The 17,140-nt window shown below is 42.1% G+C and carries 28 protein-coding genes; 2 read left to right on the top strand and 26 right to left on the bottom strand.

The window, feature by feature from the left end:
- Positions 1-6 precede the first annotated feature (6 nt).
- From map to rpsL, 26 genes are all read right to left on the bottom strand, one after another.
- Positions 7-777 (bottom strand): type I methionyl aminopeptidase, encoded by a 771-nt coding sequence (gene map / locus R8806_RS16295; protein ID WP_124315957.1) that lies wholly within the window; start codon positions 775-777, stop codon positions 7-9.
- 24 nt (positions 778-801) lie between these two features.
- Positions 802-2,145 carry a preprotein translocase subunit SecY gene (gene secY / locus R8806_RS16290; protein WP_027201656.1) on the bottom strand — a complete coding sequence of 448 codons (1,344 nt, stop codon included), beginning with the start codon at positions 2,143-2,145 and terminating at the stop codon, positions 802-804.
- Between the two features lie 101 nt (positions 2,146-2,246).
- Complete coding sequence (gene rplO, locus R8806_RS16285; protein ID WP_124315958.1) at positions 2,247-2,693, bottom strand: 50S ribosomal protein L15; 447 nt, start codon at positions 2,691-2,693, stop codon at positions 2,247-2,249.
- 27 nt (positions 2,694-2,720) lie between these two features.
- A complete protein-coding gene (gene rpmD, locus R8806_RS16280) occupies positions 2,721-2,903 on the bottom strand; it encodes a 50S ribosomal protein L30 (RefSeq protein WP_027201658.1) in 183 nt (60 codons plus the stop codon).
- Positions 2,904-2,915: 12 nt separating this feature from the next.
- Positions 2,916-3,422: a 30S ribosomal protein S5 gene (rpsE, locus tag R8806_RS16275; RefSeq protein ID WP_027201659.1), complete on the bottom strand. Its 507-nt coding sequence runs from the start codon at positions 3,420-3,422 to the stop codon at positions 2,916-2,918.
- Between the two features lie 12 nt (positions 3,423-3,434).
- A complete protein-coding gene (gene rplR, locus R8806_RS16270) occupies positions 3,435-3,791 on the bottom strand; it encodes a 50S ribosomal protein L18 (protein WP_027201660.1) in 357 nt (118 codons plus the stop codon).
- Between the two features lie 22 nt (positions 3,792-3,813).
- Positions 3,814-4,368: a 50S ribosomal protein L6 gene (gene rplF, locus R8806_RS16265; RefSeq protein WP_087421401.1), complete on the bottom strand. Its 555-nt coding sequence runs from the start codon at positions 4,366-4,368 to the stop codon at positions 3,814-3,816.
- Positions 4,369-4,383: 15 nt separating this feature from the next.
- Positions 4,384-4,779 (bottom strand): 30S ribosomal protein S8, encoded by a 396-nt coding sequence (gene rpsH, locus R8806_RS16260; RefSeq protein WP_018337672.1) that lies wholly within the window; start codon positions 4,777-4,779, stop codon positions 4,384-4,386.
- Between the two features lie 18 nt (positions 4,780-4,797).
- Positions 4,798-5,067 (bottom strand): 30S ribosomal protein S14, encoded by a 270-nt coding sequence (gene rpsN, locus R8806_RS16255; RefSeq protein ID WP_027201662.1) that lies wholly within the window; start codon positions 5,065-5,067, stop codon positions 4,798-4,800.
- Between the two features lie 11 nt (positions 5,068-5,078).
- A complete protein-coding gene (gene rplE, locus R8806_RS16250; RefSeq protein ID WP_087421400.1) occupies positions 5,079-5,627 on the bottom strand; it encodes a 50S ribosomal protein L5 in 549 nt (182 codons plus the stop codon).
- Positions 5,628-5,746: 119 nt separating this feature from the next.
- Entirely contained in the window at positions 5,747-6,070 is a 324-nt protein-coding gene (gene rplX / locus R8806_RS16245) for a 50S ribosomal protein L24 (RefSeq protein ID WP_027201664.1), read from the bottom strand.
- A gap of 91 nt (positions 6,071-6,161) precedes the next feature.
- On the bottom strand, positions 6,162-6,527 hold the full coding sequence (gene rplN / locus R8806_RS16240) for a 50S ribosomal protein L14 (protein ID WP_087421399.1): 366 nt from the start codon (positions 6,525-6,527) through the stop codon (positions 6,162-6,164).
- A gap of 2 nt (positions 6,528-6,529) precedes the next feature.
- Positions 6,530-6,784: a 30S ribosomal protein S17 gene (gene rpsQ / locus R8806_RS16235; RefSeq protein WP_027201666.1), complete on the bottom strand. Its 255-nt coding sequence runs from the start codon at positions 6,782-6,784 to the stop codon at positions 6,530-6,532.
- A gap of 7 nt (positions 6,785-6,791) precedes the next feature.
- Complete coding sequence (gene rpmC, locus R8806_RS16230) at positions 6,792-6,986, bottom strand: 50S ribosomal protein L29 (protein WP_087421398.1); 195 nt, start codon at positions 6,984-6,986, stop codon at positions 6,792-6,794.
- A gap of 44 nt (positions 6,987-7,030) precedes the next feature.
- A complete protein-coding gene (rplP, locus tag R8806_RS16225) occupies positions 7,031-7,450 on the bottom strand; it encodes a 50S ribosomal protein L16 (RefSeq protein ID WP_027201668.1) in 420 nt (139 codons plus the stop codon).
- Between the two features lie 29 nt (positions 7,451-7,479).
- Complete coding sequence (gene rpsC / locus R8806_RS16220) at positions 7,480-8,208, bottom strand: 30S ribosomal protein S3 (protein ID WP_027201669.1); 729 nt, start codon at positions 8,206-8,208, stop codon at positions 7,480-7,482.
- Positions 8,209-8,213: 5 nt separating this feature from the next.
- A complete protein-coding gene (gene rplV / locus R8806_RS16215) occupies positions 8,214-8,633 on the bottom strand; it encodes a 50S ribosomal protein L22 (protein WP_027201670.1) in 420 nt (139 codons plus the stop codon).
- Between the two features lie 36 nt (positions 8,634-8,669).
- Positions 8,670-8,939 (bottom strand): 30S ribosomal protein S19, encoded by a 270-nt coding sequence (gene rpsS / locus R8806_RS16210; RefSeq protein ID WP_027201671.1) that lies wholly within the window; start codon positions 8,937-8,939, stop codon positions 8,670-8,672.
- Between the two features lie 19 nt (positions 8,940-8,958).
- Positions 8,959-9,783 carry a 50S ribosomal protein L2 gene (gene rplB, locus R8806_RS16205; protein WP_027201672.1) on the bottom strand — a complete coding sequence of 275 codons (825 nt, stop codon included), beginning with the start codon at positions 9,781-9,783 and terminating at the stop codon, positions 8,959-8,961.
- A 5-nt stretch (positions 9,784-9,788) separates the two neighbouring features.
- Positions 9,789-10,079 (bottom strand): 50S ribosomal protein L23, encoded by a 291-nt coding sequence (gene rplW / locus R8806_RS16200; protein WP_027201673.1) that lies wholly within the window; start codon positions 10,077-10,079, stop codon positions 9,789-9,791.
- Positions 10,080-10,082: 3 nt separating this feature from the next.
- Positions 10,083-10,721 carry a 50S ribosomal protein L4 gene (gene rplD / locus R8806_RS16195; protein ID WP_124317533.1) on the bottom strand — a complete coding sequence of 213 codons (639 nt, stop codon included), beginning with the start codon at positions 10,719-10,721 and terminating at the stop codon, positions 10,083-10,085.
- Positions 10,721-11,338 (bottom strand): 50S ribosomal protein L3, encoded by a 618-nt coding sequence (rplC, locus tag R8806_RS16190; RefSeq protein WP_027201675.1) that lies wholly within the window; start codon positions 11,336-11,338, stop codon positions 10,721-10,723. The genes rplD and rplC overlap by 1 nt, the downstream gene beginning before the upstream one ends.
- A gap of 66 nt (positions 11,339-11,404) precedes the next feature.
- On the bottom strand, positions 11,405-11,710 hold the full coding sequence (rpsJ, locus tag R8806_RS16185) for a 30S ribosomal protein S10 (RefSeq protein WP_009137840.1): 306 nt from the start codon (positions 11,708-11,710) through the stop codon (positions 11,405-11,407).
- A 77-nt stretch (positions 11,711-11,787) separates the two neighbouring features.
- Positions 11,788-13,890, bottom strand: coding sequence for an elongation factor G (gene fusA, locus R8806_RS16180; RefSeq protein ID WP_124317532.1), 2,103 nt, complete (start codon positions 13,888-13,890; stop codon positions 11,788-11,790).
- A gap of 17 nt (positions 13,891-13,907) precedes the next feature.
- Entirely contained in the window at positions 13,908-14,387 is a 480-nt protein-coding gene (rpsG, locus tag R8806_RS16175) for a 30S ribosomal protein S7 (protein WP_027201677.1), read from the bottom strand.
- Positions 14,388-14,503: 116 nt separating this feature from the next.
- A complete protein-coding gene (rpsL, locus tag R8806_RS16170) occupies positions 14,504-14,911 on the bottom strand; it encodes a 30S ribosomal protein S12 (RefSeq protein ID WP_027201678.1) in 408 nt (135 codons plus the stop codon).
- 427 nt (positions 14,912-15,338) lie between these two features.
- Between rpsL and R8806_RS16165 the strand changes: the two genes are divergently transcribed.
- Both R8806_RS16165 and R8806_RS16160 read left to right on the top strand, forming a co-directional pair.
- Positions 15,339-16,307, top strand: coding sequence for a DUF3089 domain-containing protein (locus R8806_RS16165; protein WP_124317531.1), 969 nt, complete (start codon positions 15,339-15,341; stop codon positions 16,305-16,307).
- Positions 16,308-16,479: 172 nt separating this feature from the next.
- Positions 16,480-17,106 carry a hypothetical protein gene (locus tag R8806_RS16160; RefSeq protein ID WP_124317530.1) on the top strand — a complete coding sequence of 209 codons (627 nt, stop codon included), beginning with the start codon at positions 16,480-16,482 and terminating at the stop codon, positions 17,104-17,106.
- Positions 17,107-17,140: the final 34 nt, after the last annotated feature.

Here is a 17,140-nt window from a genome sequence, read left to right as displayed (position 1 = left end):
CAATTTTTACAATTTCCTGTCTTCTATATATTCAAATGTCGACAAAATATCAGCTTCTCCTTTCCGAATAGCCAACGTATGCTCGAAATGTGCGGCTGGCAGATGATCTCTTGTCTTTATCGTCCACCCGTCTGCCATCTGGAAAACGTTACGGGCGCCCAAGTTAATCATGGGTTCAATAGCGATCACCATTCCGATCTTCAATTTACATCCCTGCCCTCTCCGTCCGTAATTCGGCACTTGAGGTTCTTCATGCAAGTTCTTTCCCACGCCATGACCGACCAGCTCTCTGACAACAGAGAATCCGTTCGCTTCGGCATACGACTGCACGGCATAACCAATATCTCCTATCCTCATTCCCGCAACAGCCTGCTCTATCCCTTTGTACAAGCTATCTTTTGTCACTTGTAAAAGCTTTTTCACTTCATCACTAATCTCCCCGACAGCAAAAGTATAGGCGCTATCCCCATAAAAACCATTCTTCACAACCCCGCAATCAACGGATACGACATCACCTTCCTCTAAACGACGAGAGGACGGAATCCCATGAACCACTTCGTCATTCACTGAAATACAAAGCGTGTTCGGGAACCCTCCATACCCGAGAAATCCGGGAATGCCACCATTCGAACGAATAAAATCCTCAGCGATCTTATCCAACTCTAAAGTCGAAATACCCGGGCAAATGTGTTTGGACACTTCACCCAAAGTCCTTCCTACTAATTGGTTGCTTTCCCGCAATAACTCAATCTCCTCCTGTGTCTTTAAAAAAATCATGCCGCAAAAGTACAATTTATTTTCTTAATATGCAGCAGGTCCTCCAGGATTTTTACCTTTAATACGTCCCGATTTCATCAACCCGTCATAGTGACGCATCAACAAGTGTGATTCGATTTGTTGTAATGTATCCAACACTACACCAACCAAAATCAACAAAGACGTACCTCCGTAGAACTGAGCAAACTGGTGGTTAACACCCGAGATCTGGGCGAAAGCCGGAAGAATTGCTACAATTCCCAAGAATATAGATCCAGGAAGTGTGATTCTAGACATAATGGTATCGAGGAACTCCATCGTTTTTCTTCCCGGTTTTACACCCGGAATAAATCCACCGTTCTTCTTCATATCCTCAGACATTTGCATCGGATTCACCGTGATAGCCGTGTAGAAATAAGTAAACGCGACAATCATGATAAAGAACGTGAAGTTATACCAGAATCCAGTGAAGTTTGAAAATGCTGCAGCAAAACCGGATAATGATTCCGAATTTGCATAGTTAATCAAAGAAATAGGCAATAACATGATAGCCTGAGCGAAGATGATAGGCATAACCCCGGCCGCGTTGATCTTCAACGGAATGTATTGACGAACGCCACCGTATTGTTTGTTACCCACGATTCTCTTGGCATACTGTACAGGCACTTTACGTGTTCCCTGTACAAGCAGGATTGATCCGCAGAATACCAAGAATAATATAATCAACTCGATCAAGAACGCTACCAAACCTCCTCCTTGTTGAGAAACTCTGGAAGTTAACTCTGCAATGAAAGCGAATGGTAAACGAGCGATGATACCGATCATGATGATGATGGACACACCGTTACCAATTCCCTTATCAGTAATTCTCTCTCCCAACCACAGGACAAACATTGAACCTGCAGCCATGATCACGATGGACGGGAGCTGGAATTGCCAAAAACCAGTAGATACAAAAGCCTCTGCCGGTACCTGAGCTTTCAAGTTTGTAAGATACGCCGAACCTTGTAATACCAGGATAACTAATGTGAGGTACCGCGTAATCTGGTTAATCTTACGTCTACCGCTCTCGCCTTCCTTCTGTAAGCGCTGGAAATAAGGAACCGCAATTCCCAATAACTGCACAACGATGGACGCGGAGATGTAGGGCATAATACCTAACGCAAATACCGACGCGTTCGAGAATGCACCTCCTGAGAACATATCCAACAAGCCTAACACTCCGCTGGATGTCTGATCTTTCAGAGCCTGCAAACCATGAGGGTCGATACCCGGCAGTACGATCTCTGTTCCTAACCTGTAAACGAGAATAAGCCCAAGCGTAGTAAGAATCCTAGTCTTGAGCTCTTCTATTTTCCAAATGTTCTTTAATGTATCAAATAACTTCATAAGTTCTTTCTTTTAAGGCATTGATTTGGGATTTTGTTAAAGTTGCTTCAAAAATAGTAATTCTATTTTAAAAACAACTTTAAACTCCCAAATTTTTAATCTTACAATTTAACCACTGTTCCGCCAACAGCCTCGATAGCGGCTACCGCTTTAGTGGAGAAAGCATCAGCTTTCACCTCAAGCTTAGCAGTTAACGCTCCGTCACCTAATACCTTAAGAAGATCGTTCTTAGACATTAACCCGGCTTGAATCAATACATCCCGGTCGATCACGGTAAGATTATCTCTTTCAGCCAGAGCCTGAAGCATCCCTACATTGATAGCTTTATATTCTACTCTGTTTATATTTTTAAAGCCAAATTTCGGTACACGTCTCTGCAAAGGCATCTGTCCACCTTCAAAACCAATCTTAGATTTATAACCTGATCTTGATTTGGCTCCTTTGTGCCCTCTTGTAGAAGTACCTCCTTTTCCGGAACCTTGACCACGACCAATTCTCTTTTCTCTGTGAGTTGATCCGGCAGCCGGTTTTAAGCTACTTAAATCCATTGTATACTCTTTAAATAGGTTTAACAATTACTTTACTTCCTCCACGCGCACGAGATGTTGCACTTTAGCAACCATTCCCATGATTTGCGGTGAAGTTTCGTGTTCAACACTGCTGTTCACTTTCCCGAGGCCCAGTGCGTTCAAAGTAGCAACTTGACGTTTATCACTACCAATTCTACTTCTTACCAATGTAATTTTAATCTTTGCCATCGTTATTCCAGTTTATCCGTTAAACACTTTGTCAAGACTAATTCCTCTCTGTTGAGCAATCATGCGAGGATCTCTCAATAACTTCAAAGCAGCGAAAGTTGCTTTTACCAAGTTATGAGGGTTGGATGATCCTTTAGATTTTGCCAACACGTCTTTCACTCCTGCACTTTCCAACACGGCACGCATAGCACCTCCGGCTACCAGCCCGGTACCGGAAGAAGCGGGACGCATGAATACAGTTGCACCACTATATTTAGCTTCTTGCTCGTGAGGAAGAGTTCCTTTCAATACAGGTACTTTAATCAAGTTCTTCTTCGCGGCCTCAACGCCTTTTGCAATAGCAGTAGTTACCTCGTTAGCTTTACCTAACCCGTAACCCACGGTACCGTTTTCATCGCCTACAACCACGATAGCAGAGAAACTGAATGTTCTACCTCCCTTGGTAACTTTCGTTACACGGTTGATAGCCACCAATCTGTCTTTCAATTCCAAGTCTGCACTATTAATCTTCTGTTCCATTCTTGCCTACTTTTAAAAATTAAGACCACCGTTACGAGCTGCATCTGCTAATGCTTTCACTCTTCCGTGATATAAATACCCGTTTCTGTCAAACACAACAGCGGTAATCCCGGCTGCTTTTGCCTTTTCAGCAAGCATGGCACCCAACAATTGGGCCTGTTCTGTCTTGTTACCTTTCTTTTCAGCGATCTCCTTGCATAAAGAAGATGCCGATACCAGAGTTTTTCCGGCATTATCATCAATCAACTGAGCAGAAATTTGCGTGTTTGAACGGTATACGGACAAACGGGGTCTCTCAGCTGTTCCGAAGATTACTTTACGTATTCTTCTCTTTATTCTTATTCTTCTTTCTACCTTAGTTAAAGCCATAACATTACTTTTTTACAGGTGATTAAACTTTAGCTGATTTACCAGCCTTACGACGAAGAACTTCACCCACAAATTTAATACCTTTACCTTTATACGGCTCCGGTTTACGGAATGAACGAATCTTAGCCGCTACCTGACCGATCAATTGTTTATCGCAGCTTTCCAGCGTGATAATCGGGTTAGCACGTTTTTCATTAAGCACACTCACTTTCACTTCGTTCGGTAACACCATGAAGATTCCGTGTGAATAACCTAATCCCAATTCAAGAACTTGACCTTCAGCATTTGCTCTGTAACCTACTCCGACCAACTCTTGTTTGATCGTGTAACCTTCAGAAACACCTACAACCATGTTGTGAATCAAGGAACGATATAAACCGTGCATGGCTTTATGAGCTTTATCTTCTGACGGACGCTCTACAACAACGTGAGCTCCTTCCACTTTCACGATCATATCTGCGTGTACGTCCTGAGAAAGTTCTCCCTTAGGACCTTTAACTACGACCGTGTTATCAGGATTTACAGTAACTGTAACCCCTTGTGGTATATCTATTGGTAATTTTCCTATTCGTGACATTTTCCGCCCTTTTTATTAATAAACATAACACAATACTTCTCCACCAACATTCTTTTGGCGAGCTTCTTTATCAGACATTACGCCTAATGACGTTGACAAAATCGCGATACCTAATCCGTTTAACACGCGAGGCATATCCTCTACGTTCGTGTAACGTCTCAGACCCGGTTTTGAAACACGTGTCAATGTCCTAATGGCGGGAGCCTTCGTTTCAGGATGATATTTCAAAGCAATTTTAATGTTGCTTCTAACACCATCTTGCTCGAATTTATAATTCAGGATATATCCTTTTTCTTTTAAAATTTTGGTCATTTCCCGTTTCATTTTTGACCCGGGGATATCCACAACTTTATGACCTGCTTTTACTGCATTCCTAATACGAGTCAGGAAATCTGCTATTGGATCTGTCATCTCTTCAAATTTTAAATATTACCAACTAGCCTTTTTAACTCCAGGTATAAGTCCGGCAGATGCCATTTCGCGGAATTGAATTCTGCTTATACCAAATTGTCTCATGTACCCTCTCGGTCTTCCCGTCAATTTGCATCTGTTGTGCAAACGAACGCGACTTGAATTCTTAGGCAGAAGGCTTAATCCAATATAGTCTCCTTCCTCTTTTAATTTAGCTCGTTTTGCGGCGTACTTTTCTACCAATTTTGCACGCTTTACCTCACGGGCCTTCATTGATTCTTTTGCCATTTTGCTTTTTTTTAGTTCTTTTTAAATGGTAATCCAAATTCTCTTAGAAGAGCAAAAGCCTCTTCGTCGGTATTAGCCGAAGTTACAAACGTTACATTCATACCCATGATCTTGTGAACACTGTCCAACACGATTTCCGGGAAAATGATCTGCTCTTCTATTCCTAATGTGTAATTTCCTCTTCCATCAAGCTTATTGTTAATTCCTTTGAAGTCACGGATACGCGGAAGCGCGGAAACAATAAGTCTTTCTAAAAATTCATACATACGTTCTTTACGCAAGGTTACTCTAACGCCAATCGGCATTCCTTTACGCAATTTAAAGTTAGAAACGTCCTTGGTTGATTTACAAGCAACGGGTTTCTGACCGGTGATGGTCGCGATCTCGTTCATTGAAAACTCAAGGATTTTCTTATCCTGAATGGATGATCCCACGCCCTGATTGATTACTATCTTCTCCAATCTGGGTGCCTGCATAACTGACTTGTATCCGAACTCCTTCATCAAAGTCGGTACAATTTCTTCGTTATACTTTGTTTTGTAATTTGGTACGTATTTCATTTATAATTATTTGGTTATCATGCCTCACGGCATATTACATTAAATTTGCGGCTGCAAAGCTACAAATTTAAATTAATAATTGCAAGTTGCTCTGGGACAACCTGCAATTATTTATTTTACTATTTCAATTCCTGTCCGGATTTCTTAGCGTATCTTACTAATTTTCCTTCGGCATTCCGTCTACGTCCTACCTTTGTCGGTTTTCCCGTAACCGGATCGACCACGTTCAAGTTGGAAATGTGAATAGGAGCTTCCTTCTTGATAATTCCTCCTTGCGGGTGAGTTGCGTTGGGTTTGGTATGTTTGCTTACCAAATTGATACCCTCAACAATAGCTCTTTGCTTGTCCGGAATCATTTCAAGTACTTTTCCCTGCTTCCCTCTGTCTTCTCCTGCATTTACCTGAACTAAGTCACCTTTCTTTATATGAAACTTCTTGCTCATCGTATAAATTATTTATGATTTATGATTTACGACTTATGATTCAAGAAATTCGATTATACAATCTACAATCCAAAATCATAAATCTAAAATCTTAAAGTACCTCGGGGGCTAATGACACAATCTTGGTATAACCCTCACGAACTTCTCTGGCAACAGGTCCGAAGATACGAGTTCCTCTCATTTCACCCGCGTTGTTCAATAACACGCAAGCATTGTCATCAAAGCGGATATAAGATCCGTCCGGACGTCTGTACTCTTTACTTACACGAACTACCACTGCCTTACTAACTGAACCTTTTTTTACGTCACCGTTCGGGATGGCATTCTTCACGGCAACAACGATTTTATCGCCCACGCGTGCATATCTTTTCTTGGTTCCACCAAGAACACGGATACAAAGCACTTCTCTAGCGCCGCTGTTGTCGGCTACGGTCAATCTACTCTCTTGTTGTATCATGATTACTTAGCTCTTTCAATGATTTCAACTAATCTCCATCTCTTGGTTTTACTCAAAGGACGGGTCTCCATAATTCTCACTGTATCCCCGATGTTACATTCATTTTTCTCATCGTGAGCAGTGAACTTCTTGGTCTTGTTGACGAACTTCCCGTAAATCGGGTGTTTCTCCTTAAAATGAACGGCAACCGTGATAGATTTGTCCATCTTGTTGCTTACCACAAGACCGGTACGCTCTTTTCTAAGATTTCTTTCCATTTTTCTACTACTTATTTAATTCACGTTTGCGTAACTCCGTCATCAATCTAGCGATGTTTCTTCTTGTCGTCCGGATTAACATCGGGTTCTCAAGTGGAGAAACAGCATGGTTCATCTTCATCTTGGTCAAGGCAGCTTTTTCTGTCTCGATCTTTTCTTTTATCTCTTCAGTGGTTAAATCTTTAATCTCTGATGTTTTCATTTCTCTTACAATTTTTCGTTTCGAAATTCAAAATAGTCTCACGACTACTCAGTGTAATCACGTCTAACCACGAACTTAGTAGCGATGGGTAGCTTTTGTGCTGCCAGGCGCAATGCCTCCTTAGCGATTGCATACGGTACTCCATCTGCTTCGAAAAGAATACGACCCGGAGTAACAGGAGCAACGAATCCTTCTGGAGATCCCTTACCCTTACCCATACGAACCTCAGCGGGTTTCTTAGTAATAGGTTTATCTGGAAATATACGAATCCATATCTGACCCTGTCTTTGCATGTAACGGGTTACTGCAACACGGGCTGCCTCAATCTGGCGTTGTTCGATCCACATGTTCTCCAACGCCTTGATCCCGAAAGATCCAAATGCAAGTTCATGTCCTCTTTGGGCATTCCCTCTCATTCTCCCTTTCTGCGATCTTCTGTATTTAGTCCTTTTTGGCTGTAACATAGCTCTTGATCTATTTAAAAGTTAAAAGACTATTTTTTTCTCTTTTTGAAACCGCCTTTTTTGCCGGCATTGTTCGGACGGTTGTTGTTCTCTTTCTGAGCGCCAACCAATGCATTCGGAACCAGCTCACGTTTTCCGTAAACTTCTCCCTTGCAAATCCAAACTTTGATACCCAGCTGGCCATAGGTCGTCAATGCCTCAGCCTGAGCGTAATCAATATCAGCACGGAACGTGTGCAATGGAATTCTACCTTCTTTGTAGATCTCGGCTCTTGCCATTTCAGCACCGTTCAAACGACCGGAAATCAAGATTTTGATACCTTCTGCACCCATTCTCATGGTAGAAGCGATAGCCATCTTGATTGCTCTACGGTAAGCCACACGACCTTCCAGCTGACGAGCTATATTATTACCTACGATCACGGCATCCAACTCGGGACGTTTGATCTCGAAGATATTAATTTGAACTTCCTTATCGGTGATCTTCTTCAGCTCCTCTTTCAACTTATCAACTTCCTGTCCGCCTTTACCGATGATAATACCCGGACGAGCGGTGTTGATCGTGATCGTGATTAGCTTCAGGGTTCTCTCGATAACAATCTTAGCGATTCCTGCTTTAGCGAGACGGGCGTTCAGATACTTTCTGATCTTGTAATCTTCCACCAATTTATCGCCATAGTTCTTACCGCCAAACCAGTTAGAATCCCATCCTCTGATGATTCCTAATCTATTGCTTATTGGATTAACTTTCTGTCCCATGCTAACTATTCTTTTGTAATGTTTTCAACAGCTGTCTTGCTTCCCAACACGATCGTCACGTGATTTGAACGTTTACGAATCCGGTGAGCTCTTCCTTGCGGGGCCGGTCTAAGTCTTTTCAACATACCTGCACCGTCAACGAAAATTTCCTGCACGAACAAGGAGGCTTCGTCAACACGTTTACCCTCGTTCTTTTGTTCCCAGTTAGCAATTGCTGAAAGCAACAACTTTTCAACTCTACGAGCAGCTTCTTTAGGACAAAATTTAAGCATATCCAAAGCTTTCTGTACATCTACTCCGCGGATCAAGTCTGCCACCAATCTCATTTTTTGAGGAGATGTAGGACAATCGCGAAGAATTGCAAAAGCCTTCTCTTTTTTGGCTTCTTTATTCTGATTTGCTCTTAATCTTTTTCTTGCACCCATTTTAATACATCTTCTTTAGTTCAACTTTACCATGCATTACTTTTTCTTTTTATCAGCATGGCCTCTAAATGTACGTGTCGGCGCGAATTCCCCCAATTTATGACCTACCATATTTTCAGTCACAAATACCGGGATAAATTTATTACCGTTGTGTACAGCGATAGTGTGCCCTACGAAGTCCGGAGAGATCATGGAACGACGAGCCCAGGTTTTAACAACCGATTTCTTATTGGACTCATTCATTACCAATACTTTTCTCTCTAACTTGAAATCAATAAAAGGGCCTTTTTTTAACGAACGACTCATAACATCAATAATTAATCAGTTATTTTTTCCTTCTTTCTATGATATACTTGCTAGAGTGTTTCTTAGGAGCTCTAGTCTTGTAACCCTTAGCCAACAAGCCTTTTCTTGAACGAGGATGTCCTCCTGAAGCGCGGCCTTCACCACCACCCATCGGGTGATCAACCGGGTTCATTACGACACCTCTCACGCGAGGTCTGCGGCCTAACCAGCGAGTACGACCTGCTTTACCTGAACGTTCCAGTGCGTGGTCGGAGTTTGACACCGTACCAACAGTTGCACGACAGGTTAACAGCACCATACGGACTTCACCAGAAGGTAACTTGATTGAAGCGTATTTCCCTTCTCTTGCTACTAACTGAGCGTAAGAACCGGCGCTACGAGCCATCACGGCTCCTTGTTGCGGTCTTAACTCGATGTTATGAATGATTGTACCTAATGGGATTTCAGATAAGAACAATGCATTTCCAACTTCCGGAGCAACACCTGCACCACTCATCACGGTTTGACCAACTTGCAAACCGTCCGGTGCCACGATGTAACGTTTTTCTCCATCTGCATACACTAATAGAGCAATTCTCGCCGTACGATTGGGATCGTACTCGATCGTTGCAACACGAGCCGGAACATTATCCTTGTCGCGTTTGAAATCTATTATTCTGTATCTTTGTTTATGACCACCACCTATATATCTCATTGTCATTTTACCGGTGTTGTTACGTCCACCAGTTTTACTCTTTGGTCCTAACAATGATTTCTCAGGTCTATCTGTAGTCAACTGATCAAAGGTAATCGCTACCTTATGTCTCTGACCAGGAGTTACAGGGTTTAATTTTCTTACAGCCATCTTAATTAAATATTGCTAAAAAAATCAATACTATCACCTTCTGCTAAGGTCACAATTGCTTTCTTGAAGGAAGCGGTTCTTCCGGAAATAACACCTGCTTTCGTGTAACGAGATTTAGCATCTCCTTGGTACACCATCGTGTTCACAGATTTCACGGTCACGCTATACATCGCTTCAACTGCTCTCTTAATCTCTAATTTATTCGCTGCTTTGCTAACAACGAATGCTACTCTGTTCTGCTTGTCAGTCAATGCAGTCATTTTCTCTGACAAAATGGGCTTCACAATTACTTGCATGTCTTACTCTTCATTAAGATTGAACATTTCATTTAGGCCCTGCACTGAACTTTCAACGAACACGAGACTCTTAGCTCTCATGATATTGTAAGTTGCAAGATCGCTAACTCTCATCACATCCACGTATTGCAAGTTACGAGCTGACAACAGAACGTTATTGTTCATGTCATTGGTAACCAACAGGATGTTACGGTTATCTAATTTCAGGTTGTTAAACAGCTGAATCATCTGTTTTGTTTTCGGTGCCTCGAAATTGAGATCCTCGACAATAGTCACCGCATTAGAAGCGGCTTTTACAGATAATGCTGATTTACGGGCCAATCTTTTCAGCTTCTTGTTCAATTTGAAGCTATAATCTCTTGGTACGGGTCCAAACACTCTACCCCCTCCTCTAAACAGAGGGTTCTTGATACCACCTGCACGGGCGCCACCGGTACCTTTTTGCTTTTTCAGCTTGCGGGTACTACCGGAAATTTCATTTCTTTGTTTTGACTTGTGGGTCCCTTGGCGGTTGTTCGCTAAAAACTGCTTTACATCAAGATAAATAGCGTGCTCGTTAGGCTCAATCCCGAAGATAGCGTCGTTTAACTCTACCTTCCTGCCTGTCTCTTGTCCGGCAATGTTTAATACACTTAACTCCATTACTTCTCGATAATTACGTATGAACCTTTAGCTCCGGGGATAGAACCCTTCACCAATAACAAATTATTTTCAGGTATCACTTTCAGCACTTCCAAGTTCTGAACCGTTATTCTGTCACCACCTGTTTGTCCACCCATACGCATTCCTTTGAACACGCGTGACGGTGTAGAACAAGCACCGATAGATCCCGGTTTTCTTTGACGGTTGTGCTGACCGTGAGTAGCCTCTCCTACTCCGGCAAATCCATGGCGTTTCACAACACCTTGGAAACCTTTTCCTTTACTAGTCCCGACTACATCAACGTACTCTGTTCCTTCGAACAAGTTCACGTCAATTACATCACCTAACTTGTACTCGACATCATACCCTGAAAATTCCACGAGTTTTCTTTTCGGAGTTGTGCCTGCCTTTTTAAAGTGTCCACTTAGCGGTTTGGTTGTGTTTTTCTCTTTTTTGTCATCAAAACCCAACTGAATTGCTGTGTAACCGTCTTTCTCGATAGTCTTTACTTGGGTTACAACACATGGACCGGCCTCAATCACAGTGCATGGAATACTTTTTCCCTCGGCACTGAATACGGAAGTCATTCCGACTTTTTTTCCAATTAAACCTGGCATCTCTTTTTTTCTCTTTTTAAAAATAGGTTTTCAATCTCTTAATAACGACATAGGTTTTCGCCGTTATCAAACTTTAATCTCTACTTCAACACCACTCGGTAATTCAAGTTTCATCAAGGCGTCAATCGTACCTGCAGTTGAACTGTAGATGTCGATTAATCTTTTGAACGTGCATACCAAGAATTGCTCGCGGCTCTTTTTGTTCACGAACGTAGAGCGATTTACAGTAAAAATTCCCTTGTGAGTAGGAAGTGGAATCGGACCACTTACCACTGCTCCGGTAGCCTTCACTGTCTTTACAATCTTCTCTGCAGACTTGTCAACCAAGTTGTGATCGTAAGATTTCAACTTAATTCTGATTTTTTGGCTCATGTTTTTAATTATGATTTATGATTTAAGATTTACGATTCTCGATGGCTCTTGAATCGTAAATCAGCAATCTAAAATTCTTATAATAGTTCTACTCTACCGTTATTTTTCTCTACCACTTCCTTGGCAATTCCCTTCGGAACTTCAGCGTAGTGTGAGAATTCCATGGATGAACTTGCACGACCGGAAGACAAAGTTCTCAAAACGGTCACGTAACCGAATTGCTCTGCTAGCGGCACTTTAGCCTCGATCACGCGAGCTCCGGCTCTTGATTCCATTCCTTCAACCTGTCCGCGACGGCGGTTCAAGTCACCAATAATATCTCCCATGTACTCTTCCGGGGTTACCACCTCAAGTTTCATGATCGGCTCCAACAATACAGGCTTAGCCTTTTGAGCTGCCTCCTTGTAACCGATCTTAGCGGCCATTTCGAAAGACAACGCATCAGAGTCAACCGGGTGGAATGAACCGTCAAGCAAAGTAATCTTCAAGCTAACAAGTTCATAACCGGCCAAAACACCATTAGCCATCGCATCTTTGAATCCTTTCTCTACAGAAGGGATAAACTCCTTCGGAATATTACCACCTTTCACCTCGTTCACGAAAGTCAAACCTTCTTTGCCTTCTTCAGCCGGCTCCATTCTAAAGATGATGTCAGCGAATTTACCACGACCTCCGGTTTGTTTCTTGAACACGTGACGATGTTCAACGGTTCCGTTAATAGCCTCTTTGTAAGCCACCTGCGGAGCACCTTGATTACATTCAACCTTGAATTCACGTCTCAGACGGTCAAGGATAATATCCAAGTGAAGTTCACCCATACCGCTAATGACAGTCTGACCTGAATCTTCATCCGTTTTTACGCGGAAAGTCGGGTCTTCTTCAGCCAATTTAGCCAAAGCCATACCTAACTTATCAGTATCTTTCTGTGTAAGCGGCTCGACAGCGATACCGATCACCGGCTCGGGGAAAGTCATACTCTCCAACACGATCTGGTTTTCCTCGGTACACAGAGTATCTCCGGTACGAATATCTTTAAATCCAACGCAAGCACAAATATCACCGGCCTCGATTACATCCTTCGGCTGTTGTTTATTTGAGTGCATTTGGAACAAACGAGAAATACGTTCTTTTTTCTCGGTACGCGGGTTGTACACGTATGAACCAGACTCGATCTTTCCGGAATAAACGCGAGTGTAGCACAAACGTCCCACGAACGGGTCAGTCGCGATCTTGAATGCCAATGCAGAAAGCGGGGCTTCCGGATCAATCTCGAAAGTCACAGCCTCTTCCGTACGCGGTCTTTTACCAGCAGCAGCCGGAATATCCAGCGGGTGCGGCAAGTAAGCGATAACGGCATCCAACAAGTTCTGAACACCTTTGTTCTTGAATGAAGAACCGCACATCACCGGACAGAAGTCCATTGCGATAACGGCCTTACGAACCACTGCTTTCAATTCTTCAACAGTGATTGATTCAGGATCTTCGAAGAAACGCTCCATCAAGGCCTCATCCTGAACGGCAGCGGCCTCAACCAATTTCTCTCTCCATTCTTGAGCTTCTGCCAACAAATTCTCCGGAATTTCCTTGATCGTAGCTTCCAATTCACCATTCTCCCACACGTAAGCCTTCATCTCGATCAAATCGATAACTCCCTGAAATCCATCCTCAGCACCGATCGGTAACTGTAATGGAATAGGATTCGCATGCAATTTTTCACGGATCTCACGTACTGCTTTGAAGAAGTCAGCACCTGAACGGTCCATTTTGTTCACGAAAGCAATTCTCGGAACACCATATTTATTCGCTTGACGCCAAACCGTTTCCGATTGCGCCTCAACTCCACCCACGGCACAGAACAATGCAACAGCACCGTCCAACACACGCAATGAACGCTCCACCTCAACGGTAAAGTCAACGTGTCCCGGAGTGTCAATAATATTTACTTTATATTGCTGACCTTGATAATTCCAGAAACAGGTAGTAGCGGCAGAAGTAATGGTGATACCTCTCTCCTGCTCTTGTACCATCCAGTCCATGGTAGCCGTACCGTCATGCGTTTCACCAATTTTGTGATTCACTCCGGTGAAATACAGGATACGCTCAGTTGTTGTCGTTTTACCGGCATCAATGTGAGCCATGATACCGATGTTTCTTGTAAAATGTAAATCTCTCTTTGCCATTTATCTTATCCCTTCAATTAAAATCTGAAATGTGCAAAAGCTCTGTTGGCTTCAGCCATACGATGAATATCCTCTTTCTTCTTGAAAGCCGCTCCTTCTTCCTTGTATGCAGCCATGATTTCAGCAGCTAGTTTTTCTGCCATGTTTCTTCCGCTTCTTTTGCGAGAGAACAATATCATATTTTTCACGGAGATAGCTCTTTTTCTCATCGGGTTGATTTCCATCGGTACTTGGAATGTTGCACCACCTACACGACGGCTCTTCACCTCTACTTGCGGAGTAATATTCTCCAAAGCTTGCTTCCAGATGTCCAATGCGGGTTTCTCTTCCTTCTTGGCCATTTTCTCGTCTACGATGTCAATTGCATCATAGAAAATTCTAAACGCGATAGACTTCTTTCCATCTACCATTAAATCATTAACGAACCGGGTAACCAACACGTCGTTGAACTTCGGGTCCGGTAACAGGATTCTTTTTTTTGGTTTACTTTTTCTCATCTCTTCTAGTTTACGAATTTGTTCGTTCGCTGCCCTTACCGGTCTTCAACGGTCTCACGACCATTTACTCAACTTTTCGGGAACAACCCATAAACAACTCCTGTCAATTAATCTTTTTACTTCTTACCTTTTGCCGGAGCTGCAGCAGCACCTTTTTTCGGTCTCTTAGCACCATATTTGGAACGACCTTGTAAACGACCGTTTACACCAGCAGCATCCAATGTACCGCGAACCAAGTGATAACGAACTCCCGGAAGGTCCTTCACACGACCACCTCTGATCAACACGATAGAGTGCTCTTGCAAGTTGTGTCCTTCTCCCGGAATGTAGGCATTCACCTCTTTTCCGTTGGTTAATCTAACTCTGGCAACCTTTCTCATCGCTGAGTTCGGTTTCTTCGGGGTCGTCGTGTACACACGAACGCAAACCCCGCGTCTTTGCGGGCAAGCATCCAAAGCCGGAGCCTTGCTCTTGTCCTGGATTTTTGTTCTTCCTTTTCTTACTAACTGTTGAATAGTTGGCATACAAGTACTTTTAAATTAGTTACTTTTATTCAATTTGGCTCGCAAAGGTAGTAACTTTATACATCACCACCAAACATTTCTATCTTTTTTTTCGAAAAAAGCATAAGACTGTGAGAATGTTAGCCGACAATGAGCCGATGAAATTCTATGAAAGAACTATTTCTCCCACCCTGCTCTTTCGAATCAAAGATACATCAAAGACGTTCACGAGTGTCTTTGATGCGTCTTTGATTCGAAATTGATACGTCTTTAATTCCCGTATACATCGAATGTACATTAGCTATTCATTGGTTTTCCCCTATTCCCTAGAAACAATTCACGTACAAACTAAGAGTAAATCCACGGCTGGATAAAACGTTTATTCCACAATCAAACATATGAAAAAAATGCCTATTTTTGCCTTAAATTTTACATCAAAAATAAAATTATGGGAAAGGCTGTTTTGAAATATATTTTTGCTTTTTGCTCCTTGCTTTTATTTATCTCCTGCGGGAAAATTTCTTCGGATTCCACGAATGACGGGGTGGATTACTCGGATAGCAAGTGTTGGTTCGAGGCCAATCAAGAGGGCATGAACAAGAAGGTCGATATTTTTTACGTGGTACCTACTTGCATTTGGGATTATACCGACAGCCTCGGGCAAATCCAACATAACATGGATATATTCAATACAAAACAGCGTCAAATGGTAGACCCGTCTATTCGATTGGCCAAAAATGTCTTGTCGGACAGTTGCAATTTTTTCTCTCCCTATTACCGTCAGATCTCGATGGACAGCTGGTTGTCTTTGGACACGGCTCTCATCGAAAAACGTTTTCAATTGGCTTATAAAGACGTGGTAGCCGCCTTTCGTTATTATTGGAACAATTACAATCAAGGACGTCCTTTCATTCTTGCCGGTCACAGCCAAGGAGCAAAAGCCGTGATCGAATTATTGAAACACGAGATAACACCGGAGATCTACCAGCACTTAGTCGCATCTTACGCCATCGGGTACACAATCACGCAAGAGGAACTAGACGGTTATCCTTATCTACGAATGGCTAAAGACTCTACGGACGTGGGGGTGATCATCGGATTCAATAGCGTGACAAAACCGGAAGCAATTTCTCCATTGTTCAAAAACAACATCGTGTGTATTAATCCCCTGAACTGGAAAACGGATGCTAGCCCCGGAGTTTCTTATCAAGGTTTTACCGCATCTATCGACCCTTCCATCCATACAATCGTGGTAACAGGAATTGATGAAGACAAATATTATATTCCCAGCGTAGAAGTACTTTTACCCAAAGGGAATCTACACGTGGAAGAATTTAATCTCTACAATCAGAATTTGAGAAAAAATGTCTTACAGCGCATACGTGCATTCCATGAACGTTCTTTTCAATCAAATTAACGCCGCACGATATTCACGCTCGCCCCAGATGCAAAGCTCCGAGGAATAAAATCTAATTTTCCTTATCCATACCCCTACCGGAATCTCGTATCTTCTTATTATATTTGTATTTATTTGACTGGTTTTTACCGGATATTACACAATCCGAACCAACTAAAATGACATACAAATCATGAATTCATTTATCCAATTTTTACTCGTCATCAGTTTCATTTGTTATGATGGAATTGATCCATCACCTCAAAAAAAATTAACGAAAAAACAAAAAGGTATCATTGAATCATTAGTTTCTTTCGCGGACTCTCTCAATGGCAAAACCAAATCCTCCAGCATAATACTTACAAAAATTGCCACCCTAAAAAATGACAATGTAGAATTTATGCCTTTTTATCATTTAGACATAGACAAATTTTACAAAGATCCTACTCCCGAAAACCTTCTCTTATCCTTGTATCAACCGGACACTCTTGCCATGCTTTTACTACGAGAAAAAGCCGATACATCATACCTGTTAATTGTCCAAAAACAAAATTCCCATTGGATACCTAATATCCTAATGCAAGACTTCGGAAAAAACATTCAGAATGTAAAAGACAAGATTCCCGATATTAAAAACGCTGACTTTAAAATTTTCCAATTCGAACATCTCTATTTTTATAGCTATATCAACAAGAAAGAACAAATTTATGAAGATATGCGAGGGAATATCCTCACCCCAAAAATGATGTGCAATAAATTATTCACAATTATCGATGCCATAAAAGAAGCAGCCGAGAAAGGTGAAATACTCTACCTCTAAATTTGTATTATTTCGTGCTTTTAATTTTTTTGTT

The organism is Butyricimonas faecihominis, assembly GCF_033096445.1.
GTDB lineage: Bacteria > Bacteroidota > Bacteroidia > Bacteroidales > Marinifilaceae > Butyricimonas > Butyricimonas faecihominis.
This window is presented reverse-complemented; position numbering and strand designations above follow the sequence as displayed.

Bases quoted from the DNA above. Each gene is read 5' to 3' on its own strand.
- rplX (WP_027201664.1), bottom strand. From the start codon at position 6,070: ATGAGCAAGAAGTTTCATATAAAGAAAGGTGACTTAGTTCAGGTAAAT.
- rplV (WP_027201670.1), bottom strand. From the start codon at position 8,633: ATGGGTGCAAGAAAAAGATTAAGAGCAAATCAGAATAAAGAAGCCAAA.
- rpmC (WP_087421398.1), bottom strand. From the start codon at position 6,986: ATGAAAACATCAGAGATTAAAGATTTAACCACTGAAGAGATAAAAGAA.
- rpsJ (WP_009137840.1), bottom strand. From the start codon at position 11,710: ATGAGCCAAAAAATCAGAATTAAGTTGAAATCTTACGATCACAACTTG.
- rplC (WP_027201675.1), bottom strand. From the start codon at position 11,338: ATGCCAGGTTTAATTGGAAAAAAAGTCGGAATGACTTCCGTATTCAGT.
- rpsQ (WP_027201666.1), bottom strand. From the start codon at position 6,784: ATGGAAAGAAATCTTAGAAAAGAGCGTACCGGTCTTGTGGTAAGCAAC.
- rplP (WP_027201668.1), bottom strand. From the start codon at position 7,450: ATGTTACAGCCAAAAAGGACTAAATACAGAAGATCGCAGAAAGGGAGA.
- rpsH (WP_018337672.1), bottom strand. From the start codon at position 4,779: ATGACAGATCCAATAGCAGATTTCCTGACTCGTATTAGGAATGCAGTA.
- R8806_RS16165 (WP_124317531.1), top strand. From the start codon at position 15,339: ATGGGAAAGGCTGTTTTGAAATATATTTTTGCTTTTTGCTCCTTGCTT.
- rplE (WP_087421400.1), bottom strand. From the start codon at position 5,627: ATGAAATACGTACCAAATTACAAAACAAAGTATAACGAAGAAATTGTA.
- secY (WP_027201656.1), bottom strand. From the start codon at position 2,145: ATGAAGTTATTTGATACATTAAAGAACATTTGGAAAATAGAAGAGCTC.
- rpsN (WP_027201662.1), bottom strand. From the start codon at position 5,067: ATGGCAAAAGAATCAATGAAGGCCCGTGAGGTAAAGCGTGCAAAATTG.
- rplB (WP_027201672.1), bottom strand. From the start codon at position 9,783: ATGGCTGTAAGAAAATTAAACCCTGTAACTCCTGGTCAGAGACATAAG.
- rplN (WP_087421399.1), bottom strand. From the start codon at position 6,527: ATGATACAACAAGAGAGTAGATTGACCGTAGCCGACAACAGCGGCGCT.
- rplW (WP_027201673.1), bottom strand. From the start codon at position 10,079: ATGCAAGTAATTGTGAAGCCCATTTTGTCAGAGAAAATGACTGCATTG.
- rplR (WP_027201660.1), bottom strand. From the start codon at position 3,791: ATGGCTTTAACTAAGGTAGAAAGAAGAATAAGAATAAAGAGAAGAATA.
- rpmD (WP_027201658.1), bottom strand. From the start codon at position 2,903: ATGGCAAAGATTAAAATTACATTGGTAAGAAGTAGAATTGGTAGTGAT.
- rplF (WP_087421401.1), bottom strand. From the start codon at position 4,368: ATGTCACGAATAGGAAAATTACCAATAGATATACCACAAGGGGTTACA.
- rplD (WP_124317533.1), bottom strand. From the start codon at position 10,721: ATGGAGTTAAGTGTATTAAACATTGCCGGACAAGAGACAGGCAGGAAG.
- rpsG (WP_027201677.1), bottom strand. From the start codon at position 14,387: ATGAGAAAAAGTAAACCAAAAAAAAGAATCCTGTTACCGGACCCGAAG.
- map (WP_124315957.1), bottom strand. From the start codon at position 777: ATGATTTTTTTAAAGACACAGGAGGAGATTGAGTTATTGCGGGAAAGC.
- fusA (WP_124317532.1), bottom strand. From the start codon at position 13,890: ATGGCAAAGAGAGATTTACATTTTACAAGAAACATCGGTATCATGGCT.
- rpsE (WP_027201659.1), bottom strand. From the start codon at position 3,422: ATGGAACAGAAGATTAATAGTGCAGACTTGGAATTGAAAGACAGATTG.
- rpsS (WP_027201671.1), bottom strand. From the start codon at position 8,939: ATGAGTCGTTCGTTAAAAAAAGGCCCTTTTATTGATTTCAAGTTAGAG.
- rpsC (WP_027201669.1), bottom strand. From the start codon at position 8,208: ATGGGACAGAAAGTTAATCCAATAAGCAATAGATTAGGAATCATCAGA.
- R8806_RS16160 (WP_124317530.1), top strand. From the start codon at position 16,480: ATGAATTCATTTATCCAATTTTTACTCGTCATCAGTTTCATTTGTTAT.
- rpsL (WP_027201678.1), bottom strand. From the start codon at position 14,911: ATGCCAACTATTCAACAGTTAGTAAGAAAAGGAAGAACAAAAATCCAG.
- rplO (WP_124315958.1), bottom strand. From the start codon at position 2,693: ATGGATTTAAGTAGCTTAAAACCGGCTGCCGGATCAACTCACAGAGAA.